The organism is Saccharopolyspora taberi, from assembly GCF_039534165.1.
In the GTDB taxonomy this organism is placed as follows: domain Bacteria; phylum Actinomycetota; class Actinomycetes; order Mycobacteriales; family Pseudonocardiaceae; genus Saccharopolyspora_D; species Saccharopolyspora_D taberi.
The window spans coordinates 409,865-430,202 of record NZ_BAAAUX010000011.1 but is presented as its reverse complement, the minus strand read 5'-3'; the positions used below and the strand labels follow the sequence as shown (position 1 = coordinate 430,202).

General features: G+C 71.0%; 18 protein-coding genes. 13 read left to right on the top strand and 5 right to left on the bottom strand.

Annotated features, from left to right (window positions below; translation table 11 throughout):
* Positions 1 to 9 precede the first annotated feature (9 nt).
* The 5 genes from ABD691_RS11075 to ABD691_RS11055 all read left to right on the top strand — a co-directional run bounded on the left by ABD691_RS11075 (position 10) and on the right by ABD691_RS11055 (position 2,898).
* Positions 10 to 1,035, top strand: a complete 1,026-nt coding sequence (locus tag ABD691_RS11075) for an alpha/beta hydrolase (RefSeq protein ID WP_344679484.1) — start codon at positions 10 to 12, stop codon at positions 1,033 to 1,035.
* Positions 1,036 to 1,091: 56 nt separating this feature from the next.
* Positions 1,092 to 2,210, top strand: a complete 1,119-nt coding sequence (locus tag ABD691_RS11070) for a lipase family protein (RefSeq protein ID WP_344679483.1) — start codon at positions 1,092 to 1,094, stop codon at positions 2,208 to 2,210.
* 82 nt (positions 2,211 to 2,292) lie between these two features.
* The gene (locus ABD691_RS11065; RefSeq protein ID WP_344679482.1) at positions 2,293 to 2,433 is read left to right on the top strand and encodes an alpha/beta fold hydrolase; all 141 of its coding nucleotides are present in this window, start codon (positions 2,293 to 2,295) and stop codon (positions 2,431 to 2,433) included.
* Positions 2,434 to 2,535: 102 nt separating this feature from the next.
* Positions 2,536 to 2,697: a hypothetical protein gene (locus ABD691_RS11060; protein WP_344679481.1), complete on the top strand. Its 162-nt coding sequence runs from the start codon at positions 2,536 to 2,538 to the stop codon at positions 2,695 to 2,697.
* Positions 2,698 to 2,712: 15 nt separating this feature from the next.
* The gene (locus ABD691_RS11055; RefSeq protein WP_344679480.1) at positions 2,713 to 2,898 is read left to right on the top strand and encodes an alpha/beta fold hydrolase; all 186 of its coding nucleotides are present in this window, start codon (positions 2,713 to 2,715) and stop codon (positions 2,896 to 2,898) included.
* Between the two features lie 48 nt (positions 2,899 to 2,946).
* Here ABD691_RS11055 and ABD691_RS11050 read toward each other — a convergent pair whose 3' ends face one another.
* Positions 2,947 to 3,615, bottom strand: a complete 669-nt coding sequence (locus ABD691_RS11050; protein ID WP_344679479.1) for an esterase/lipase family protein — start codon at positions 3,613 to 3,615, stop codon at positions 2,947 to 2,949.
* A 149-nt stretch (positions 3,616 to 3,764) separates the two neighbouring features.
* Here ABD691_RS11050 and ABD691_RS11045 point away from each other — a divergent pair, with 149 nt between their 5' ends.
* Together ABD691_RS11045 and ABD691_RS11040 are read left to right on the top strand one after the other, a co-directional pair.
* Positions 3,765 to 6,038: an ATP-binding protein gene (locus ABD691_RS11045; protein WP_344679478.1), complete on the top strand. Its 2,274-nt coding sequence runs from the start codon at positions 3,765 to 3,767 to the stop codon at positions 6,036 to 6,038.
* A 176-nt stretch (positions 6,039 to 6,214) separates the two neighbouring features.
* Positions 6,215 to 7,879: a tetratricopeptide repeat protein gene (locus tag ABD691_RS11040; protein WP_344679477.1), complete on the top strand. Its 1,665-nt coding sequence runs from the start codon at positions 6,215 to 6,217 to the stop codon at positions 7,877 to 7,879.
* A gap of 12 nt (positions 7,880 to 7,891) precedes the next feature.
* On the opposite strand, the gene ABD691_RS11035 is transcribed toward ABD691_RS11040, so the two are convergent.
* On the bottom strand, positions 7,892 to 8,767 hold the full coding sequence (locus ABD691_RS11035; RefSeq protein WP_344679476.1) for a LysR substrate-binding domain-containing protein: 876 nt from the start codon (positions 8,765 to 8,767) through the stop codon (positions 7,892 to 7,894).
* Positions 8,768 to 8,907: 140 nt separating this feature from the next.
* Here ABD691_RS11035 and ABD691_RS11030 point away from each other — a divergent pair, with 140 nt between their 5' ends.
* Genes ABD691_RS11030 through ABD691_RS11015 form a run of 4 tightly spaced genes read left to right on the top strand, consistent with a single transcriptional unit; the run spans position 8,908 to position 14,076 of the window.
* Complete coding sequence (locus tag ABD691_RS11030) at positions 8,908 to 10,218, top strand: MFS transporter (protein WP_344679475.1); 1,311 nt, start codon at positions 8,908 to 8,910, stop codon at positions 10,216 to 10,218.
* A 22-nt stretch (positions 10,219 to 10,240) separates the two neighbouring features.
* A complete protein-coding gene (gene kdgD, locus ABD691_RS11025; RefSeq protein ID WP_344679474.1) occupies positions 10,241 to 11,164 on the top strand; it encodes a 5-dehydro-4-deoxyglucarate dehydratase in 924 nt (307 codons plus the stop codon).
* A complete protein-coding gene (locus tag ABD691_RS11020) occupies positions 11,164 to 12,741 on the top strand; it encodes an aldehyde dehydrogenase (NADP(+)) (RefSeq protein WP_344679473.1) in 1,578 nt (525 codons plus the stop codon). The genes kdgD and ABD691_RS11020 overlap by 1 nt, the downstream gene beginning before the upstream one ends.
* 12 nt (positions 12,742 to 12,753) lie before the next feature.
* Positions 12,754 to 14,076 carry an enolase C-terminal domain-like protein gene (locus ABD691_RS11015; RefSeq protein WP_344679472.1) on the top strand — a complete coding sequence of 441 codons (1,323 nt, stop codon included), beginning with the start codon at positions 12,754 to 12,756 and terminating at the stop codon, positions 14,074 to 14,076.
* 79 nt (positions 14,077 to 14,155) lie between these two features.
* Here ABD691_RS11015 and ABD691_RS11010 read toward each other — a convergent pair whose 3' ends face one another.
* The 3 genes from ABD691_RS11010 to ABD691_RS11000 are packed head-to-tail and all read right to left on the bottom strand — an operon-like array spanning position 14,156 to position 17,314.
* On the bottom strand, positions 14,156 to 14,617 hold the full coding sequence (locus tag ABD691_RS11010) for a hypothetical protein (RefSeq protein ID WP_344679471.1): 462 nt from the start codon (positions 14,615 to 14,617) through the stop codon (positions 14,156 to 14,158).
* 53 nt (positions 14,618 to 14,670) lie between these two features.
* A complete protein-coding gene (gene fabG, locus ABD691_RS11005; protein WP_344679470.1) occupies positions 14,671 to 15,441 on the bottom strand; it encodes a 3-oxoacyl-ACP reductase FabG in 771 nt (256 codons plus the stop codon).
* 28 nt (positions 15,442 to 15,469) lie between these two features.
* A complete protein-coding gene (locus ABD691_RS11000) occupies positions 15,470 to 17,314 on the bottom strand; it encodes a GntR family transcriptional regulator (RefSeq protein WP_344679469.1) in 1,845 nt (614 codons plus the stop codon).
* A 251-nt stretch (positions 17,315 to 17,565) separates the two neighbouring features.
* Between ABD691_RS11000 and ABD691_RS10995 the strand changes: the two genes are divergently transcribed.
* Both ABD691_RS10995 and ABD691_RS10990 read left to right on the top strand, forming a co-directional pair.
* A complete protein-coding gene (locus ABD691_RS10995) occupies positions 17,566 to 18,927 on the top strand; it encodes an MFS transporter (protein WP_344679468.1) in 1,362 nt (453 codons plus the stop codon).
* 46 nt (positions 18,928 to 18,973) lie between these two features.
* Positions 18,974 to 20,338: an NAD(P)/FAD-dependent oxidoreductase gene (locus ABD691_RS10990; protein ID WP_344679467.1), complete on the top strand. Its 1,365-nt coding sequence runs from the start codon at positions 18,974 to 18,976 to the stop codon at positions 20,336 to 20,338.

The window sequence follows — 20,338 nt, the reverse complement described above, 5'->3', positions numbered from 1 at the left end:
GAGCGGAACATGAGCAGGCACGCGAAAGGGCACCACGGCATCGGTGGGTGGCTGGCGACGGGCGCGGTGCTGCTGACCGTCTCGACCGGCGTGCTGCCGCCCGCCGCGATGGGAGCGGTATCGGCGCCTGACCAGACGTCCGCAGCCGTCTCCCAGCAGCAGGCGCACGTCGTCCGGGAGACCTGGATCGACGAGCGCACGGTCGACCTGGTGATCCACTCGCCCGCGCTGGGCGCCGAGGCGCCTGTCCGGCTGCTGGTTCCGGAGGGCTGGTCCCGCGAATCCGCCCGGACCTGGCCGGTCCTCTACCTGTTGCACGGCTGCTGCGAACCCCTGGACTACCGGTCGTGGACCGAACTCGGCAATGCCGCGCCGTTCCTGGCGGACAAGGACGTGCTGACGGTCATGCCCAGCGGCGGGCCCGCGGGTTTCTACACGAAGTGGTGGAACTACGGCCGTCCCGGCGGTCCGGACTGGGAGGCGTTCCACCTCGACGAGCTCCGCGGCATCCTGGAGCGGGACTACGGCGCGGGAACGCGGCGGGCGGTCGCCGGGCTGTCGATCGGCGGCTACGGCGCGATGTCCTACGCCGAACGCCGGCCGGGCATGTTCGCGGCGGCGGCTTCCTACAGCGGAATGCTGCACACCCAGCAGCCGTCCGTCCCCGAACTCGTCTTCGGAATGCTGAACCGGGTCGGCGAGGACCCGATGCGCATGTGGGGTGATCCCCGCATGCAGGTCGAGCTGTGGTCCGAGCGCAACCCCTACGAGCACACCGAGACCCTGCGGGGCACCAGCCTCTACATCTCCAGCGGCAACGGGTTCCCGGGACCGCTGGATCCGCCCGGCAGCTTCGGCGACCTGCTGGAGCCGGCCGCGCAGGCGGTTTCCCGGGCGTTCACCGACCGGCTCCGGCAGCAGGGCATCGAGGTGGCGACGAACTTCTACGGCAACGGAACGCACAGCTGGCCCTACTGGGAGCGGGAGCTCCAGACCTCGTGGCCGGTGCTCGCGGCCGGGCTCGGGATCTCATGAAACCCGCAACAGCATTCGAAACCGACAGAAATCCCCGGACAGCAAGGGAATCCATCATGCGCCTCCGGTCAGCCGGACTCGCCGCGCTGCTCACCGCGCTCATGACCACCGCTGCTATGGCGGCGCCCGCCCAGGCAGACCCACCGGGCACCGTGATCGACGCCGGCCCGCTGCCCGGCGACCAGTGGCTGCCCGGCGCGGGTGCCGCGCACCGGGTCACCTACACCTCGACCGGTCCGGGCGATGCCTCGGCGACCGTCACCGGCACGATCTTCGTCCCGGCCGGGCCGCCACCCGCCGGTGGCTGGCCGGTGGTGTCCTGGGCGCACGGGACGACCGGGCTCGGGGACGGCTGCGCGCCCTCGGTCAGGCCGCGCCTCCAGCCGGAGACCGAACACCTGGCCGCGTGGCTCAAGGAGGGCTACGCGATCGTGGCCACCGACTACGCCGGTCTCGGCACTCCCGGCGTGCACCCGTACCTCGACGGCAGGACCGCGGCACACGGTGTTGTCGACATCGTGCGCGCGGCTCGCGCGGTCGTGCCCGAGCTGTCGCCGAGCTGGGTGGCGGTCGGGCATTCCCAGGGCGGGCACAGCGGTCTGTTCACCGCGAACCTGGCCACCCGCTACGCGCCGGAGCTGGACTTCCGGGGCGCGGTCGCGACCGGCCCGCCGTCGAACCTGACCAGGATCATCGGCGAGTTCGACCCGTCCACCCCGCCGCTGCCGATCATGCCGGGGCTGACCGCGCTGACCTCCTACATCCTCGCCGGTGTGCAGGCCGCGACTCCCGGGTTCGACGTCCAGCCCTACCTCAGCCCGCTCGGCAGGGAGGTCGTCGCCGACGCCGAGCGGCTCTGCATGGGCGAGCAGATGGTGCGCACCGAGGGGATCAGCATCGGCCAGCTGCTCAGCAAGCCGCTCGACGAGCGCTTCCGGCAGGCCATGGGCGCTGCCTTCGACGTGCCGACCACCGGTTACGACCGGCCCGTGTTCATCGGCCAGGGCGACTCCGACAAGGTGGTGCCCGCGTTTCTGACCAAGCGCCTCGTCGACGACTTGGAAGCGGCCGGTCAGCCGTACACGTACCGCACGTATCCGGCCGACCACATGGACACCGTCCCGGCTTCCCTCCCGGACAGCCTGGACTTCGTCCGGAGGCTCTTCGGCCGCTGACCGCGTGGCTGCGGTCACGTCGAGCCGTTGTCACGATCCAGTCGCAGCCCTCGTCCTTTCTGGCGTAGCTGACGGGAAACAGGTGGACTCGCAGTACGTCGAAACCGAGATCGCCCGGTTCCACTACACGAAGACCGGTGCCGGTCCGGTCGTCGTCCTCGTGCCCGGTGGCGGTCAGTGGATCTATTCGTACCGGAACCCGTCCTGCTACAACGTGGTGTAGCCAATGGCCGGGCAGATCCACCGCGTACACCGTGAAGTGCTTGGCCAGCAAGGGAATCGTGTCCCGGAGTTCCCGGTTCTGGGGGAGGTGATCGGGAAGCTGATGACCAAGGAGAACAGCGCGGCGACCCAGCGCAAGTCGTTCGCGCACGATGATCGGGTCACGCCGGAGCTGGTCGACGAGAACTGGGCTCCACTGAGCCGCCGGGACAACCGCGAGGCGTTGTGGTCGCAGCAGCGGAGTTTCGACTACTCGCTGACCTAACGGCGTCTGGGCGACGTGCGTGCCCCGACCTTGGTGATCTGGGGCCAGCAGGACCAGTTCGACGCGTCGTGGCAGGCCGGCGAGCTCGCCCGTCGGATTCCCGGTGCGGCGGCGCGGGTTTTCCCGGGTTGCGGGCATTCCGTTCACGAGGACTGCCCGGCCGAGGTCAACCCGGTGCTGGCGGACTTCCTCGGCCGCTGACCGGAACGGTGCGGGGGCCGGGCAGCTGCCTGCTCGGCCCCGCCCGGATCAGCTGTCGAAGAACGCGACCACTTCGCCGAGGATCTGGTCGTTGTTGAGGAAGGCGAGGTGTCCGACTCCGGCGACCTCGTGGTTGTCGGCGCCCTCGACAGCGGTGCTGCGGTAGGGGTTGATGACGCGGTCGGCGGGGGAGTACCAGGTCGCGTACCGGGTGTCGGCGGGGGTCTCGTCACCGGAGTTCAACCGCGTGACGAACGGCGAGTCGGGCACCATCTCCCGGCAGGACGCGAACACCGAGCAGGCGGTGGCCGCGGTCGTGCCGTGGTTGGCCCCGGCCAGCGACGCCCAGTGCCCGACCGAGTCGGTGCCGTCGAGCTCCTTGAGGTACCAGCGGCTGACCAGGCCGCCCATGGAGTGGTTGACGATGTCGACCTGCTGTGCGCCGGTCTCGGCGCGGACCTTGTCGACGAACGCGGCGAGTTCCCGCGCGCTGGTCTCGTTGGACTGGTTGAAGTCGTACTGGAACGGGAACAGCTCGCCCTCCTGGTAGCCGGCCGCGCGGAACACGCCTTCGGCGTGCGACCAGTTCGAGTTGTTGCTGAGGTATCCGTGGACGAAGACGACCGGGTCGCGGTCCTGCGCCTCCGCGGCGGCGGTGGCGGTGCCTGCCGTGGACAGGGCCAGGAAGGCGGTGATGAAGCCAAGAGTTCGGCGCACGATTTTCTCCTTGGTTCGCGGTGGATCCGGAGAGTGGCACGTACGGCGGCGAGATCGCGTCGTGTCAATTGCGTATGCGGATGCGTACTCGGAAGCGGGTGGCGCACAATGTGGACGGTTCCTTGCAACGGAGCGGGGGTGCTGGCGGAATGGGTGGTGGATGCCCGCGTGCCGAGCTGACCAGCTACGTCGGTCGGCGCCGCGAGGCGGACCAGGTGCGGCGGCTGCTGGACGCCGGGCGGCTGGTGACGTTGTGCGGGCCAGGCGGAGTCGGCAAGACGCGGCTCGCGTACCGGGTCGCGCGGGACCACGGCGACGACGTCCTGGCGATCGAGCTCGCCGAGCTGCGGGACGGGACGTTGCTGCCGAACCTGGTCGCCGATCGGCTGGGGCTGCACGACGAGACGGGCCAGTCGCTGACGGGCAGGGTGATCGGCCACTTGGGAGAGCGCGCGGTGCTTCTGGTGCTGGACAACTGCGAGCACCTCGTGACCGCCTGCGCCGAGTTCGTCCACGCGCTGTTGTCCGGATGTCCTGGAGCCGCGGTGCTCGCCACCAGCAGGCAGTCGCTCAACGTCGTCGGCGAGCAGGTGATGTGGGTGCCGCCGTTGGGGGTTCCCGGCGAGGAAGCCGCGCCGTCACCCGCGGAACTGGCGCAGTACGAGAGCGTGCAGCTCTTCGCGGACCGGGCCTCGGCCGTGTGGCCGGATTTCGAGGTCACGGCCGCCAACTGCGCCGAGGTGGCGGAGTTGTGCAGGCGGTTGGACGGAGTACCGCTCGCGATCGAGCTGGCCGCGGCGCGGATCCGCACGTTGTCGCCCCGGCAGATCGTGGATCGGCTGCCGGTGAGCCTCGGGCTGCTGACGACCGGGAAGCGCGATAGCCCCGAGCGGCAGCAGACCCTGCGGGACACCATCGACTGGAGCCACGGGCTCTGCTCCGGCGCCGAGCAGGTGGTGTGGGCGCGGGTGGCGGTGTTCGCGGGATCGTTCGACCTCCGGGGCGCCGAGCACGTCTGCTCCGGTCCCGGCGTGGCCCCCGAAGCCGTGCTGGGCCTGATCGACGGGTTGGTGGACAAGTCCGTTCTCCTGCGCTCGGAGGAAGACGGCGAGGCCAGGTACCGGATGCTGGAGACCTTGCGCGAGTACGGGCAAGAGCGGCTCCAGGAGTCCGGTGACCGGGAGCGGGTCGCGCGGCGGCACCGGGACTGGTTCGACCGGCTGACGGCGCGGGCCGACGCGGAGTGGGCCGGTCCGGGCCAGGCGGAGTGGGTTCGCAGGCTGCGGCGCGACCACGCCGATCTGCGGACCGCGTTGGACTGGTCGGTCGCCGAGCCCGGCGAGGCCGGGGTGGCGCTGCGGATGGCGGCCCGGATCGACGAGTACTGGACGTTGCGGGGCTTCAACGCGGAAGCTCTGATGTGGCTGGACCGAGCGCTGGACGCTGCTCCGGCCGATCATCCCGACCGCCCCCTCGCTCTGGTCGTGTCCGCACAGCACGCTTTGTGGCTGTTCGATCTCGACGGCGTGGACGAGCGGTTGACCGCGGCCGAAGAGCTGGCCGCCGGGTTCGGTGACGAGTTGCTCGACGCGCGGATCGCCCTCGTCCGGAGCTTGGAAGCGGTGTTGCGCCTCGATCCCCGCGTGGCGGAACTCGCGGCGGCTGCCGCGCCTGTTCTCCGGAAGCACGGCGACTTCCGGCGGGAACTGCGCGCCCTGTTCCTGCAGAGCTCCGCGACGGCCCACACCGATCTCGACGCCAGCCGCGAGGCGTTGCGGCGGGTCATCGCGCTCGGTGAATCCCGAGGCGACACCTACGGACGCGACATGGCCCTGTTCGGTTTCGCCCTGATCGAGTTGACGTTCGGCGACGTGGAACCGGCAGCCGAGGCAGCGCACGCGGCGCTCGTGTCGACCAGCGCGGTCGACAGCCACTTCGGGGACGCCTTCCACATCGAGACCCTCGCCTGGGTGGCGGGCAGGAGGGGTGAGCACGTGCGGGCCGCGACGTTGTTCGGTGCCGCTTCCACCGCGTGGGAACTGCTCGGGTCATCGTCGGCGCGGATGGTGTCCCGGCCGCACGCCCGGTTCAGGGAGAACACCGAGCGGGTCCTCGGCGCGGGACCGTTCGCCGACGCCTACGCCGCAGGACGTTCGCTGTCCAAGGACGACGCCCGCCGCTACGCCCTCGGGGAGGACGCCCCGCCGGCGCCCGCTCACGACAACCCGCTGACAGCCAGGGAGCTGGAGGTCGCCGAACTGGTCGCGACCGGTCTGTCCAATCGGGACATCGCGTCCCGGCTGTTCGTCGCGCGGCGCACCGCGGACACCCACGTCCAGCGCATCCTCGCGAAGCTCGGATTCACCAACCGGGCCCAGATCGCGGCCTGGGCCACCACCCGCCGCCTCGGACAGTCCCGCTGAGGCGCGCCTGACCATGCCCCGACGGTGCAGTGCCGCACCAACAGGCCGAGCCCCGCATCGCTGCTTCAGCGGCGAAGCCGATGGGCGGAACCTCGTTGTCGCCGGGACGGCGCGTTCGTAGCCTCGAAGGGAAGGACTTCGACTGGGGAACTGAGACCGGGGAGCTGGAGAACTCGATGGATGACTACCCCTTTGACCTGGGTGCCTACAGCCGCCGGATCACGACGTCTTCGCCGGCCGCGCAGGAGTGGTTCGACCGGGGGCTGAACTGGGCCTTCGGCTACGTCCACGAGGAGGCCGACGCGTGCTTCCGGAAGGCGCTCGAACACGACCCGGACTGCGCGATGGCGCACTGGGGCATCGCTTACACGATCGGGCCGAACTACAACAAGCCGTGGGAGTTGTTCGACGAAGCCGAGATCACCGAGACGCTGCGGCGGTCGCGGGAGGCCATCGCGAAGGCGCGGAGCGCGATGGCCGGTGCGTCCGAGGTCGAGCAGGCGCTGATCACCGCGTTGGCCGAGCGCTACCCGTCCGACGTGCCCGCGCCGGACCTGTCGGTGTGGAGCGATGCCTACAGCGACGCCATGCGCGCGGTCGTCCGGCGGTTCCCCGACGATCCGGACGTGCTCATGCTGGCCGCCGAGGCGATGATGAACCGCACGCCGTGGAACATGTGGGACCTGCGCTCCGGTGATCCCGCGCCCGGCGCGGACACCTTGGAGTGCAAGGAACTCCTCGAACGCGGGATCGAGGTCACGCGGGGACGCGGCGATCAGCCGCATCCGGGGATCTGGCACCTCTACATCCACCTGATGGAGATGTCGGGCACTCCGGAGGCCGCACTGCGCGTCGCCGACGAACTGCGCCGCCTGGTGCCGGACTCCGGCCACCTGGCGCACATGCCGACCCACATCGACGTCCTGTGCGGCGACTACCAGGCCGTCGTGGACTGGAACCACATCGGCGTCGAGCGGGACCTCAAGTACTGGGAGTACGCGGGAGCGCTGAACTTCTACTCGCTGTACCGGGTGCACAACTACCACTTCAAGATGCACGGAGCGATGCTGCTTGGGCGGTTCGAGCCCGCGATGGAGGCCGCGCGCACGATGCTCGAAACCATCCCGGCCGAGCTGGTCCGGATGCAGGACCCGCCGATGGCCGACTGGCTTGAGGCGTACATGTCGGTCCGGACGCACGCGCTCGTGCGGTTCGGCAGGTGGCACGAGCTCATCGCCGATCCGCTGCCGGACGAGCCCGGCCTGTACGCCATGACCACGGCGATCAACCACTACGGCAAGGCGATCGCCCACGCCAACCTCAAGCAGCACGACGAAGCCGCCGAGGAACAGCGCCTTTTCGAGGAGGCGGCGGCGAAAGTGCCCGAAACCCGGCGCCTGCACGTCGTCGAGTGCCACGACATCCTCGGCGTGGCAAGGGAAATGCTCACGGGCGAGGTCGAGTACCACCGGGGCAACCACGCGCTCGCGTTCGCGCACCTGCGCAAGGCCGTCGAGAACGAGGACAACCTGCCCTACGACGAGCCGTGGGGCTGGATGCTGCCCAGCAGGCACGCGCTCGGCGCGTTGTTGCTGGAGCAGGGCCACATCGAGGAGGCGACCGCGGCCTACGAAGCCGATCTGGGCCTCAACGACACCATCATCCGGGCGAACCGGCACCCGAACAACGTGTGGGCGCTGGTCGGTCTGCACGAGTGCTACACGCGCTCGGGTCGCACGACCGAGGCGCGGATGATCAAGCCGCAGCTGGACATCGCGCTCGCCCGCGCCGACGAGTCGATCACGGCTTCCTGCTTCTGCAAGCAGAGCTGCTGCGGCTGAGCGGGCGGGTCGCTAGAGCAGGTCCAGCAGGGCGTGCAGGGCCGGGTTGTCGTTCGCCGCGCGCCAGACCAGGTGCAGTTCGACCGGATCGGGCTCGGTCAGGCGCAGCGGCCGGAAGACCACGCCGTCGAAGCGCAGCCGGGCCGCGGTGGCGGGGACCAGGCCGCTGCCGAGACCCGCTTCCACCAGGGCCAGCACGGTGTGCACCTGGCTGACGTGCTGGACGTAGACCGGCTGCACACCGGCCTTGTGGAACGCGGTGACCAGCAGCTCGTGGAAGTAGCGCGCTTCGGTCGGGGAGTACGTCACCAGCGCTTCGCCGTGCAGTTCCGCCAGTTCCAGCGGTCCCTCGCCGGCGGCGAGCGGATGCGCGGCGGGCAGCGCCGCCAGGAGCGGTTCGGAGCGGAAGCGGCGCGACGACAGCTCGGGCCGCGTTGCAGGCGGGCGGGCGAGGCCGAGGTCGAGCGAACCCGCCGACAGCAGCTCGACCTGGTCGCGGGTGACCAGCTCGTGCAGCACGACGTCGACGTGCGGTAGCCGTTCCCGCACGTCGGCCAGCAGTCCGCCGAGCACGCCGTAGGCCGAGGTCGCGGTGAAGCCGATCCGCACGATGCCTTCTTGGCCCGCGGTCACCCGCCGCACCGAAAGCGCGGCGTTGTCGGCCTCGTGCAGCAGCCGCCGCGCGTCCTGGAGGAACGCGCGCCCGGCCGGGGTCAGCCGCACCGTGCGGCTGGTCCGGTCGAACAGCTGGACCTTGAGCTCCTTCTCCAGCTGCTGGATCTGGCGGGTCAGCGGCGGCTGGGTCATCCGCAGCCGCTGCGCGGCCCGGCCGAAGTGCTGCTCCTCGGCCACGGCGACGAAACCGGTGAGCTGGGTCAGCGTGAACATCTATCCAATCCCATGCCTATGTCGATCCAAATCCCGTGAACCTCGATCCAACCTGGGTATCAGCGGATGCTCAATCGGACTTGGACGTGCATCGATGACGCATCTTACGGTCAGCGCATCCGCATCCGAGGGAGTGACCGATGACGTTCACGTCCGACCAGCGCGATCCGGCGCTGGCCACCGCTGTCGGCAGGATCTTCCGCCGGATCGTGCCGCTGTTCGTGATCATGTTGATCTGCAACCAGCTCAACCGCTCCAACATCGGCTACGCCGAGACCTACCTGGAGGCCGACGTCGGCATCGGCGCCACCGCCTACGGCTTCGGCGCCGGGCTGTTCTTCATCGCCTACGCGCTGTTCGAGCTGCCCAGCAACGTGCTGATGGAGCGCTTCGGCGCCCGGATCTGGCTCACCCGGATCATGGTCAGCTGGGGCGTGGTGTCGGCGGCGATGGCGTTCGTCAGCAGTCCGGAGATGTTCTACGTGCTCCGGTTCCTGCTCGGCGCCGCCGAGGCGGGCTTCTTCCCGGCGGTGATCTTCTACTTCACCCGCTGGCTGCCGGACTCGCACCGCGGCCGGGCCACCGCCCTGTTCGTGGCCGGGTCCTCGATCGCCGCGGCGATCTCCGGTCCGCTGTCGGGGCCGCTGCTGTCGCTGCACGGAGTCCTGGGCGTGCGGGGCTGGCAGTGGCTCTTCGGCCTGGAAGGGCTGCTGTCGGTGGTCGTCGGCATCGTCGCGTACTTCTTCCTGGACGCCCGGATCGCCGACGCGAAGTGGTTGTCCGACGCGGAGAAGTCCGCGCTGATCAGGCGGATCGACGCCGAGGACGAGGCGAAGACCGAGGAGCGCGGCGGCTCGCGCTGGCGGCTCCTGCTGCGACCGGAGCTGCTGCTGTTCTGCTGGATCTACTTCGCCATCCAGTTGTCCATCTACGCCAACACGTTCTGGCTGCCCGCGATCGTCCGCCGCATCGACGGCACCGGCGACATCACGGTCGGCCTGCTGTCGTCGCTGCCCTGGATCTGCGCGGTGGTGGCGATGTACCTGGCCGGTCGCGCCGGGGACCGGGTCGGCGACCGGCGTCCGCTGCTGGTGGTGGCGCTGCTGACCGCCGCAGCGGGCACCTGGCTGGCCGCCGTCGTCCCGCCGTGGCCCGCGCTGCTGTTCCTGTGCGTGGCCGCGATGGGGTTCAAGAGCGCCAGCCCGCTGTTCTGGTCGATCCCGCAGCGCGGCCTGAGCCCGCGGATCGTCGCACCGGCGATCGCGCTGATCAACTCGCTGGGCAACCTCGGCGGTTTCGTAGCACCCTTCGGTTTCGGATTCGTCAAGGAGCAGACCGGAACCGTGACCGTCGGCCTGTACGCGCTGGCGTTCGCCTCGCTGCTGGCGGCCGCCTCGGTCCTGCTCGTCCGGGAGCGCGCCGCGCGCACGCCCTGCCCGCCAGTTCGCTAGAACCAGACAAGGAGATCACCCGATGCACTCGCCCAGCGCGGTCGCCCGGCAGCTCGCCGGTGGACTGCTGTCGTTCCCCGTGACGCACTTCCGGGAGGACGGCAGCTTCGACGAGCCCGCCTACCGGGACAACATCGGCCGGCTGAGCCAGTTCGGCGCGGCCGGACTGTTCGCCGCTGGGGGGACCGGCGAGTTCTTCTCGCTCACCCCGGCCGAGGTCGAGTCGGTCGTGGCTGCCGCGGTGGGGGAGGTGCCCGACGGCGTGCCGGTGATCGCGCCCGCCGGCTACGGCACCGCCATGGCGGTCGAGATGGCGCGCGCGGCCGAGCGGGCGGGCGCGCACGGGCTGCTGCTGCTCCCGCCCTACCTGACCGAAGCGGACCAGCGGGGCCTGGCCGCGCACGTCCGCGCGGTGTGCGCGGCCACGGATCTCGGCGTGATCCTCTACAGCCGCGCCAACGCGGTGTTCGAGGAGACCACCGTCGCCGAGCTCGCCGACGACTGCCCCAACCTGGTCGGTTTCAAGGACGGCGTGGGCAACGTCGAGAAGATGACCCGGCTCTACGCCCGCCTCGGCGACCGGCTCACCTACATCGGCGGCCTGCCCACCGCCGAGACCTTCGCGCTGCCGCTGCTGGAACTGGGCGTGACCACCTACTCGTCGGCGATGTTCAACTTCGTCCCGGAGTTCGCGCTGCGCTTCTACCACGCGGTGCGCGACCGCGACCGGGCGGCGGTGTACCGCTACCTCGACGAGTTCGTGCTGCCCTACTGCGACATCCGCAACCGCCGCGCCGGGTACGCGGTGAGCATCGTCAAGGCGGGCATGCGGGTCGTCGGCCGGTCCGCCGGGCCGGTGCGGCCCCCGCTGACCGACCTCGACGAAGCCGAGACCGCGCGGCTGGCCGATCTCGTGGGACGACTGCCGGAACAGGAGGGGCGCTGATGACCGCGCTGACCGGGAACATGCTGATCGCCGGGGAACCGGTGTTCGGCGCGGAAGCCGAGGTGCGCGCGCTGGACCCGGCCGCCAACGCCGAGCTGGAGCCTGCCTACGGCCACGGCGGCGAGGCGGAGGTGCGGCGGGCGTGCGAGGCGGCTGCCGCCGCGTTCGCCGCCTACCGGGGCACGACCGCCGAGGAGCGGGCGCGCTTCCTGGAGCGCATCGCCGACAACATCGAGGAACTCGGCGATGCGTTGATCGAGCGCGCCCACGCCGAGTCCGGCCTTCCTGCCGGCCGCCTCACCGGTGAGCGGGCCCGCACCACGGGTCAGCTCAGGCTGTTCGCCGAGGTGGTGCGCGAGGGGAGCTGGATCGGGGCGCGCGTCGACCCGGCGCTGCCGGATCGCACCCCGCTGCCGCGCGCCGACATCCGGCAGCGCAAGGTGCCGCTCGGGCCGGTCGCGGTGTTCGGCGCCAGCAACTTCCCGCTGGCGTTCTCGGTCGCGGGCGGCGACACCGCCGCGGCGCTGGCGGCGGGCTGCCCGGTGGTCGTGAAGGGCCACGACGCGCACCTCGGCACCTCCGAGCTCGTGGGCCGCGCGATCACCCGCGCGGTGGCCGACAGCGGGCTGCCCGCGGGCACCTTCTCCCTGCTGTTCGGGCCGGGTCCCGGCCTGGGCACGGCGCTGGTCACCGATCCGCGCATCCAGGCCGTCGGGTTCACCGGCTCCCGCGCGGGCGGGCTGGCGCTGGTGCGGGCCGCGGCGGCCCGGCCGCAGCCGATCCCGGTCTACGCGGAGATGAGCAGCATCAACCCGGTCTTCCTGCTGCCGGGCGCGCTGGCCGAGCGCGGCGCGCGGCTCGGGACGGAGTTCGCGGGATCGCTCACGCTGGGTTCGGGCCAGTTCTGCACCAATCCCGGCCTGGTCATCGCCGCCGACGGGCACGGCCTGGACGAGTTCCTGGACGCCGCGGCGGCGGCGGTCGAGCAGGCCGCGCCGACGACGATGCTCACCCCCGGAATCGCGGGCAGCTACGCGGCCGGGGTCGACGAGCTGAGCGCGCACGCGACGGTCCTGGCGCGAGGTCCCGAATCCGACGCGCCGAACGCGTGCCGGGCGGCGCTGCTGGCCACCGACGCGGCGGGCTTCACCGCCGGACCGCAGCTGCACCAGGAGGTCTTCGGCGCGTGCTCGCTGGTGATCCGCTGCCGCGACGCCGCCGAGGTGCGGCGGGTGGCCGAGTCGGTCGAAGGTCAGCTGACCGCGACCGTGCACGCCACCGAGGCCGATCACGCCGAGGCGGCGGCGCTGCTCGGAGTGCTGGAGCTGCGGGCGGGCCGGGTGCTGTTCAACGGCTGGCCCACCGGTGTCGAGGTCGGGCACGCCATGGTCCACGGCGGTCCGTTCCCGTCCACTTCGGACTCCCGGACGACCTCGGTCGGCACGCTGGCGATCGAGCGGTTCCTCCGCCCGGTCGCCTACCAGGACGTGCCACCCGCGCTGCTGCCCAGCGCGCTGGCCGACGGCAATCCGGACGGGCTGTGGCGCCGCGTCGACGGCGAACTCGGCAGGCACTGAGCGGAGGGGAGCATGAGACGACAACCGGTGGTGACCCGGATGCGGGTCGTGCCCGTGGCCGGGCACGACAGCATGCTGCTCAACCTGAGCGGAGCCCACGGGCCGCACTTCACCCGGAACCTGGTGATCCTCACCGACTCCGAGGGCCGGACCGGGGTCGGTGAGGTGCCCGGCGGGGAGCCGATCCGCCGCACGCTCGAAGCGGCGCGGGATCTCGTCGTCGGGCAGCCGGTCGCGCGGTACCGCGCGGTGCTGCGCGCGGTCCGCGAGCGCTTCGGTGAAACCGACCGCCGCGGCGTGCAGACCTTCGACCTGCGGGTGACCGTCCACGTCGTGACGGCGTTCGAGGCCGCGATGCTCGACCTGCTCGGCAAGCACCTGGAGGTGCCGGTAGCGGAGCTGCTCGGCGACGGCAGGCAGCGCGACACCGTTCCGGTGCTGGGCTATCTGTTCTTCGTCGGCGACCGCACGAAGACGGACCTGGCCTACCGGGAGCCCGAGGGCACCGACGACTGGCTGCGCCTGCGGCACGAGGAGGCGCTGACGCCGGAGGCGGTGGTGCGGCTGGCGGAGGCGGCGCGGCAGCGCTACGGCTTCCGCGACTTCAAGCTCAAGGGCGGCGTGCTGCCCGGCCGGGAGGAGGCCGAAGTGGTGCGGGCGCTGGCCGAGCGGTTCCGGGACGCGCGGATCACGCTCGACCCCAACGGGGCCTGGCCGCTGGCCGAGGCGATCGGGATCGGCCGGTCCCTGCGGGACGTGCTCGCCTACGCCGAGGACCCGTGCGGAGCGGAGGAGGGCTACTCCGGCCGGGAGACGATGGCCGAGTTCCGCCGCGCGACCGGCCTGCGCACCGCGACCAACATGATCGCCACCGACTGGCGGGAGCTGGGCCACGCGATCCGCTGCCAGGCGGTGGACATCCCGCTGGCCGATCCGCACTTCTGGACCCTGGGCGGATCGGTCCGGGTCGCCCAGCTCTGCCACGAGTGGGGTCTGACCTGGGGATCGCACTCCAACAACCACTTCGACGTGTCGCTGGCGATGTTCACCCACGTCGCCGCCGCGGCCCCGGGCGAGATCACCGCGATCGACACGCACTGGATCTGGCAGGACGGCCAGCGGCTCACCCGGGATCCGCTGCGCATCACCGGCGGGCGGATCCCGGTGCCCGAGGCGCCCGGGCTCGGGGTGGAACTGGACGAGGAACGCGTGGAGGCCGCGCACGAGCTGTATCGCGGGGAGGGACTCGGCGCTCGCGACGACGCCGCGGCGATGCAGTACCTGATCCCGGGCTGGACCTTCGACACCAGGCGTCCGGCCCTGGACCGCGGCTGAGGGTGGAGTGGGAGTCCACTGTGGATGTTGCGGGGGTGGGCAGGAGACTGCTCACCCCCGCCGCTGCGACCGCGGCGGGTCAGCTACTGCCCCAGTAGGGGCGGTCACTGCATTCGACCGTCGCGACGAAGGAGTGGCTGTCGCCGGTTCCCTGACCGCACAGGTATGCGTTCACCACGCACCAGGAACCCTCGAGGTCCAGGATCAGCAGGGCGAACTCGGCGTTCATCTCCCGCACGGCGACGGTGGCCTTGGCGTGGTCCCCCTCCTCGCCCCGGAACTGCTTGAAGCCGAGAAGTTCGACCGTCAGCGTCGCCTTCGACGAGACGGGCGGAACTGCCGCCAGCGGCCCGTCCTGGACGAAGGGGCAGTGCAGCGACCTGTACGCCGCCACGTCGCCTTCGGCCAGTGCTCCGACGGCACCGTCGGCGACTTCGCGGGCGGTCGTGTCGAAGAAGTCCAGCAGGGCGACCGCGATCCCGCAGGTCGCGATCACCGCCGCGAGGAGGTGCCGGCGCCGAAGCCGACGACGTTTTCCCACCGGGTCAGCAGATCAGCACCGATCGACCGGAGGAAGCCGCCAACCAGGTGGCCTCACGAAGTCCCGAGGGCGTCGAGGCTTTCCGGCAGCACCTGGCCGCCGTCGACCACGATCGTCTGCCCGGTGATGAAGCCGGCTTCCGCGCTGGCGAGGAAGAGCGCGGTGTGGCCGATGTCGGAGACCGAGCCGAGGCGGCCGAGCGGCACGGATGCGGCCATCCGCCGCAGGTAGTCCTCGCCGAGGGCGTCGAGCCCTTCGGTGCGGATGTTGCCGGGCATGATCGCGTTGATCGTGATGCCCTTCGCGGCGAGCTCGATCGCCGCGGTGCGGATGAAGCCCAGCTGCGCGGCCTTGCTCGCGCCGTAGTGGCTCCAGCCGGGGAATCCGGTGATGGGCCCGGTGATCGAGGAGGTGACGACGATCCTGCCGAGGTCCGATTCGGCGAGGGCGTCCAGGCACGCCTGCACGGAGTACACGGTGCCGTGGAAGTTGGTCGCCATCACCCGTTGCAGGCTCTCCGGGGTCATGCTGTGCAGCGGGTCCTCCGGGAACACGCCCGCGTTCGCGCACAGCACGTCGAGCCCGCCGTGGCGGCGGACGGTTTCCTCGGCCGCGGCGCGGCAGTCCGCCGGGTCGGAGGTGTCGGCGACCAACCAGGAGACGTTGCGGCCGAGCTCGGCGGAAGCACCTGCCAGCGCGTCCTCGTCCCGGCCGGTGATCACCACGTGGCAACCGGCTTCGGCGAAGACCGCGGCGATGCCCTTGCCGATTCCCCGGCTCCCGCCGGTGACCAGAACCCGGCGCCCTGCTGGTGAGGTCAGCACGGTGTGTCCTTTCCGTCCGATGTCGTGTTCAGGTGGAACTGCTTTGCGGTGAACGGGGATCGCCGGGGCGTGGTTCGGGTTTGCCGGCGATGGTGACCCAGAGGTTCGGGTCGAAGTGGTCCTGGGGGAGCTGGGCGACCATGTAGCGGACGCTGCGCTCGACCTTCACCCGCCACCGGCGGGCGGCCTCGTTGGCGTCGCCGCCGCGGATCGCCTCGTAGAGGCCGATGTCCTCGCGTGCGATGAGGTCCACCGCTTCGGCCCAGTCCAGCTGCAGGATCGCGTTGAACATGCGCAGCCGCATGGTGAGGCGTTCGAAGACCCGCCCGGCCTGCGGCAGTCGCGCGGTCCGCGCGATCGCGTCCTGGAAGACGAGGTCGGCCTCGCCGATGCGGGCGTGGTCGCCGTGCCCGGCGACGACCCGGACCTCGGCCAGCGCGGTGCTGACCGGGCGCAGAGCGGAACGGGGGAGCAGGGCGGTGCGGCGCATCAGCAGGCCGCCCAGGTAGGCGCGCACCGCGTACAGGTCGAGCACGTTGGTGGCGGTGACGTCCGGGACGGCGGCTCCGCGGTTCGGAAGCCGTTCGAGCATGCCTTCTTCGGCCAGCACGCGCAGGGCTTCGCGCACGGGCCCGCGGGAGACGCCGAGGCGGTTCGCCAGCGGCGCTTCCTTGACGCGTTCACCGGGCTTGAACTGACCGCTGGCCAGCGCCTCCCGGACGAGCCGGGCGACCTGGTCGGCGATCCGGGGTGTGCCCGGGGAGGTGCCCAGCGCATCGTTGTGCTCTTCGGCGCCCCTTCTCCGGGCGACGGGCTCATCATCCAGGTTTGAGTCATTAATAAGACCCTGATAGTCGCGGTCGCCGCTCCACAGCGCGCGCGGGCTCTTGGTCCACGAGAACGGCTGGGACCGCGGGGTCCAGGTGCCGCACCAGGAGTGGACGTCGTCCCGGAGGCTGGCCAGCGACGCGGCGAAGCCGAGCACGTTCTCGCTCGGCAACGGGTTGTGCGCCAGGAGGAAGTCGATCTCGTCGATCCAGGATCCGTTCGGTGCCACGGCGTGCTGGTGGAACCGCGGATGCCCTTCCAGCCAGGTTTCCACCGTGTCCCGGGCCGTGGCGCTCAGCCCGTCGACCAGCAGGTGAACGGCCATCCCCGCGGGGACACCGCGGTCGAGACGTTCGAGGAAAGCGCGCAGCGACGTGCTTTCCGCCCGCTGGTCGGGCGCGTTCGCGCCGCCTCGGACCAGGGCGAAGGCGTTCGCCACCGCGAAAAGTTCCCGCGTCTCCGCGGATTTCCGCGGTGTGGTCGCCGCGGGTTCCCTGAGCGAGACCGCGTGGTCGTCGGCCGCGACGGCCAGCACCCGCGTGGGCGGGGACAGGAAAAGCCCGACCACGTCCCGGACCCGCACGGGCAGCGTCCGGCCCGCACCCTCGCGCAGCGCGGAATGTCCCGGCCTGGACTGGATCCCGTACGCGCGCCAGATCCGGCTCACCCGCGTCTGGCTCAGCCCGACCGCCTCGGCCATGGAACGCGTCGACCAGCGCCGCCCGCCGGGCGGCGGCGCGAGGGTGCCGACGAGGACCTCCGCGACGGTGTCGTCGTCGATGGCCGGCGGCCTTCCGGGGCGCGGACGTTCCGCGAGCCCGTCCAACCTCTCGGCGGCGAAACGGGATCGCCAAGTGCGGACCATGTCCACGGAGACGCCGAGCTGCTCGGCGACAGCCGTGTTGGTGGCCTCCCGCTCGCACGCCAGCACGATCCGCGCGCGCAGCACCTGCGCGTGCGACCGGTTGCGGCTGCGGGTCCAGCTCACCAGCGTGGCGCGCTCGCTGTCGGTGAGGACCACCGCGTCGCGTGAGCGTCTGGCCATCGCCACGAATGCTAGGCGGATTTCTGACTCACTTCAAGCCCGGTGCCTGGTCGGGATACATGGACGTTGTCGACAAAGGGGCCCGTTCGCATACTTCGTCGCTATCGGCGGCCACGCCGCTGACGCCCACAAGGCACCGCGAGCTCGCAACGTCCAACTTCAGCCCCGCTCGACAACTCCGGCGGCAGCACTCCCACTCCGGTGGACCGGTGCGCCCGCTGAGTGCCGGGACGCGATTGCAGGAGCTCATCGTGGAGCATTCCATCATCGACAACCAGCCCTACGGCCGGTTCCACCGCAAGCTGTTCTTCCTCTCCTCCGGTGGCCCCTTCCTGGACGGCTACATCCTCAGCGTCATCGGCGTGGCGATCGCCGGTGCGACCAAGGATCTTGGCCTGACCTCCTTCCTCGAGGGGGTGGTCGGTGCCGCCGCGCTCGTCGGCGTGCTGGTGGGCGGCTTCGTCTTCGGCTGGGTCACCGACCGCGTCGGGCGGCAGGTCATGTACACGATCGACCTGATCGCGCTCGTGGCCGCCTCGGTGCTGTCGCTGTTCGTCACGGAAGCGTGGCAGTTGATCTTGCTGCGCTTCGTCGCCGGTGTCGCGGTCGGCGCGGACTACCCGATCGCCACCTCGTTGCTCGCCGAATGGCTGCCAGCCAACCGGCGCGGCCGGACGATGGGGGCGCTGGTCGCCGCGTGGTTCGTCGGCGCGTCGGCCTCCTACGCCGTGGGTTACCTCGTCGCGTTGGCCGGTGGCGAGGGCTTGTGGCGCTGGGTCCTGGCCAGCGCCACGGTGCCGGGCGTGATCATCCTGCTGGCGCGGATCGGCACGCCCGAGTCCCCCCGCTGGCTGCTGCGCCACAACCGGCCCGACGCCGCGCGCGAAGCGATCAACACCGCCTTCGGCCGCTACCCGACCGACAAGGAGCTCGCGCAGCTCGCGGAGCACGAACCGCCGAAGAAGTCCCGGCTGCGCGAGGTGTTCTCCGGCGGCTACCTGGGACGCACCCTGTTCGTCGGCGGTTTCTGGATGTGCCAGGTGGCGCCCGCCTTCGCGATCTGGACCTTCTACCCGGTCATCCTCGGCGCCTACGGGTTCGAGGAGGGCACCACCTCGCTGCTGTGGTCGATGGTCGTCAGCCTGGTGACGCTCGCCGGCTGCTTCCCGTGCATCGTCTGGGTCGACAGCCTCGGACGCCGTCCGGTCATCATCTGGACCTTCGTCGGCGTGACGGTCTCGATGGCCGCGCTCGGCTTCTTCCCCGGCATGGCCGCCGCCCTGGCGATCCTGATGTTCGTCGTCAACGCGCTCGCGCTGGGCGGCGGCAACATCCTGCAGTGGATCTACCCGACCGAGCTGTTCCCGACCGACATCCGCGCCTCGGCGGTCGGCGTGGCCAGCGCCATCAGCCGGATCGGCGCGGCTGCGGGGACCTACCTGCTGCCCGTCGGCCTCGACACCATCGGGCTCGGTCCGACGATGCTCGTCGGCGCCGGAATCGCGGCCGTCGGCACCGCGATGTGCGTTGCCTGGGCGCCGGAGACCAAGGGCCAGGCGCTGCACGAATCCGCGGCGGTCACCCGGAGTCCGGCTGCGGCCGGGACCAAGTAGCACCTTTTTGGATAGGCACGACCCTCTGCCTGGAAAGGCTGGACCGATGAAAGACGTGGTCATCGTGGGAGGCGGCATCGCCGGGCTGGCGGCCGCGTGGCGCCTGCGGCACCGGGACGTCGTCCTGCTCGAAGCGCAGGGACGGGTCGGCGGGCGCATCCGCTCGGAACGCCGGGGTCCGTACTGGCTCAACTGGGGCGGGCACGTCTTCGCCGGCGGGAACTCGGCGACGGGGTGGCTGCTCGGCGACACCGGCATCGACTCCACGAAGGTGCCGGGGTCGCTGGCCGGGCTGGCCATGAACGGCAGGCTCCTGCTCAAGGGCCGGGTGGAGAGCTACCCGTTCCGGATCCCCATGTCGTGGCCGTCGCGCCTGGCGATGCTGAAGACGGGCGCGAAGGTCGGCCTGGCCGTCGCCAGGTACGCCCGGATCGTCAAGCCGCGGCCGGGCGAGGACGAGGCCGCGCGGCAGCAGCGGGTCTACGACTTCATGAACGACCGGAGCTTCGCCGACTTCATCGGCGAGCTGCCCGAGGACGCCGAGGCGCTGTTCAAGCCGACCGTGACCCGCTCGGCGGCCGACATCGACCAGATCTCGGCCGGTGCCGGTGTCGGCTACTTCAGCCTGGTGTGGAACATCGGTGGTGGTCTCTCGCAGAGCATCCTCGGCGGGCCGTCCACGCTCACGGAAGGAATCGCCGCCGCCCTGTCCGGCCGGGTCGAGCTGGGCTCGGCCGTCGACGAGATCGTCCAGAAACCGAGGTCGGTCGTCATCCGCTACCGGCAGGGCGGGGCCGAGAAGCAGATCGAGGCGCGCTACGCGGTGCTGGCGACGCCCGCGACCGTCAGCCACCGGGTCGCGGTCGATCTCGAACCCGAGGTGCGGGAGGCGCTGTCGAAGGTCGTCTACGGCCCGTACGTGAGCGCGGCCTTCCTCAGCGACGAGACCGGGCGCCAGGGCTGGGACGACGCCTACGCGATCGCGACGCCGAAGCAGTCGTTCAACATCGCGCTGAACATGTCCAACATCGTGCGTGCGCGCGAGGCCGAACGCCGGCCGGGGAGCAGCATCATGACCTTCTCGCCGGGCAGCCTCGCGCGCGGGCTCCTGGACCTCGACGACGACGGGATCCGCAAGACCTACCTCGCCGATCTCGACAACGTGCTGCCCGGTTTCGCGGACAACGTGGTCGAGGCGGAGGTGCAGCGCTGGCCCACGGGCGCGCCCTACTGCTTCCCGGGCCGAGCGAAGCTGCAACAGGCGCTCACGCGCCGCGGCGGCAGGGTTTTCCTGGCCGGCGACTACCTCGGCACGCTCTACACCGAAACCGCGATCCAGACCGGGCTCTCCGCTGCGCAGGAGGTCCAGAGCCTCCTGGCCACCGAGCGGCAGAGCCTCCCCGCCATTTAG

Bases quoted from the DNA above. Each gene is read 5' to 3' on its own strand.
- ABD691_RS11075 (WP_344679484.1), top strand. From the start codon at position 10: ATGAGCAGGCACGCGAAAGGGCACCACGGCATCGGTGGGTGGCTGGCG.
- ABD691_RS11070 (WP_344679483.1), top strand. From the start codon at position 1,092: ATGCGCCTCCGGTCAGCCGGACTCGCCGCGCTGCTCACCGCGCTCATG.
- ABD691_RS11060 (WP_344679481.1), top strand. From the start codon at position 2,536: ATGACCAAGGAGAACAGCGCGGCGACCCAGCGCAAGTCGTTCGCGCAC.
- ABD691_RS11045 (WP_344679478.1), top strand. From the start codon at position 3,765: ATGGGTGGTGGATGCCCGCGTGCCGAGCTGACCAGCTACGTCGGTCGG.
- ABD691_RS11040 (WP_344679477.1), top strand. From the start codon at position 6,215: ATGGATGACTACCCCTTTGACCTGGGTGCCTACAGCCGCCGGATCACG.
- ABD691_RS11035 (WP_344679476.1), bottom strand. From the start codon at position 8,767: ATGTTCACGCTGACCCAGCTCACCGGTTTCGTCGCCGTGGCCGAGGAG.
- ABD691_RS11030 (WP_344679475.1), top strand. From the start codon at position 8,908: ATGACGTTCACGTCCGACCAGCGCGATCCGGCGCTGGCCACCGCTGTC.
- kdgD (WP_344679474.1), top strand. From the start codon at position 10,241: ATGCACTCGCCCAGCGCGGTCGCCCGGCAGCTCGCCGGTGGACTGCTG.
- ABD691_RS11020 (WP_344679473.1), top strand. From the start codon at position 11,164: ATGACCGCGCTGACCGGGAACATGCTGATCGCCGGGGAACCGGTGTTC.
- ABD691_RS11015 (WP_344679472.1), top strand. From the start codon at position 12,754: ATGAGACGACAACCGGTGGTGACCCGGATGCGGGTCGTGCCCGTGGCC.
- ABD691_RS11000 (WP_344679469.1), bottom strand. From the start codon at position 17,314: ATGGCCAGACGCTCACGCGACGCGGTGGTCCTCACCGACAGCGAGCGC.
- ABD691_RS10990 (WP_344679467.1), top strand. From the start codon at position 18,974: ATGAAAGACGTGGTCATCGTGGGAGGCGGCATCGCCGGGCTGGCGGCC.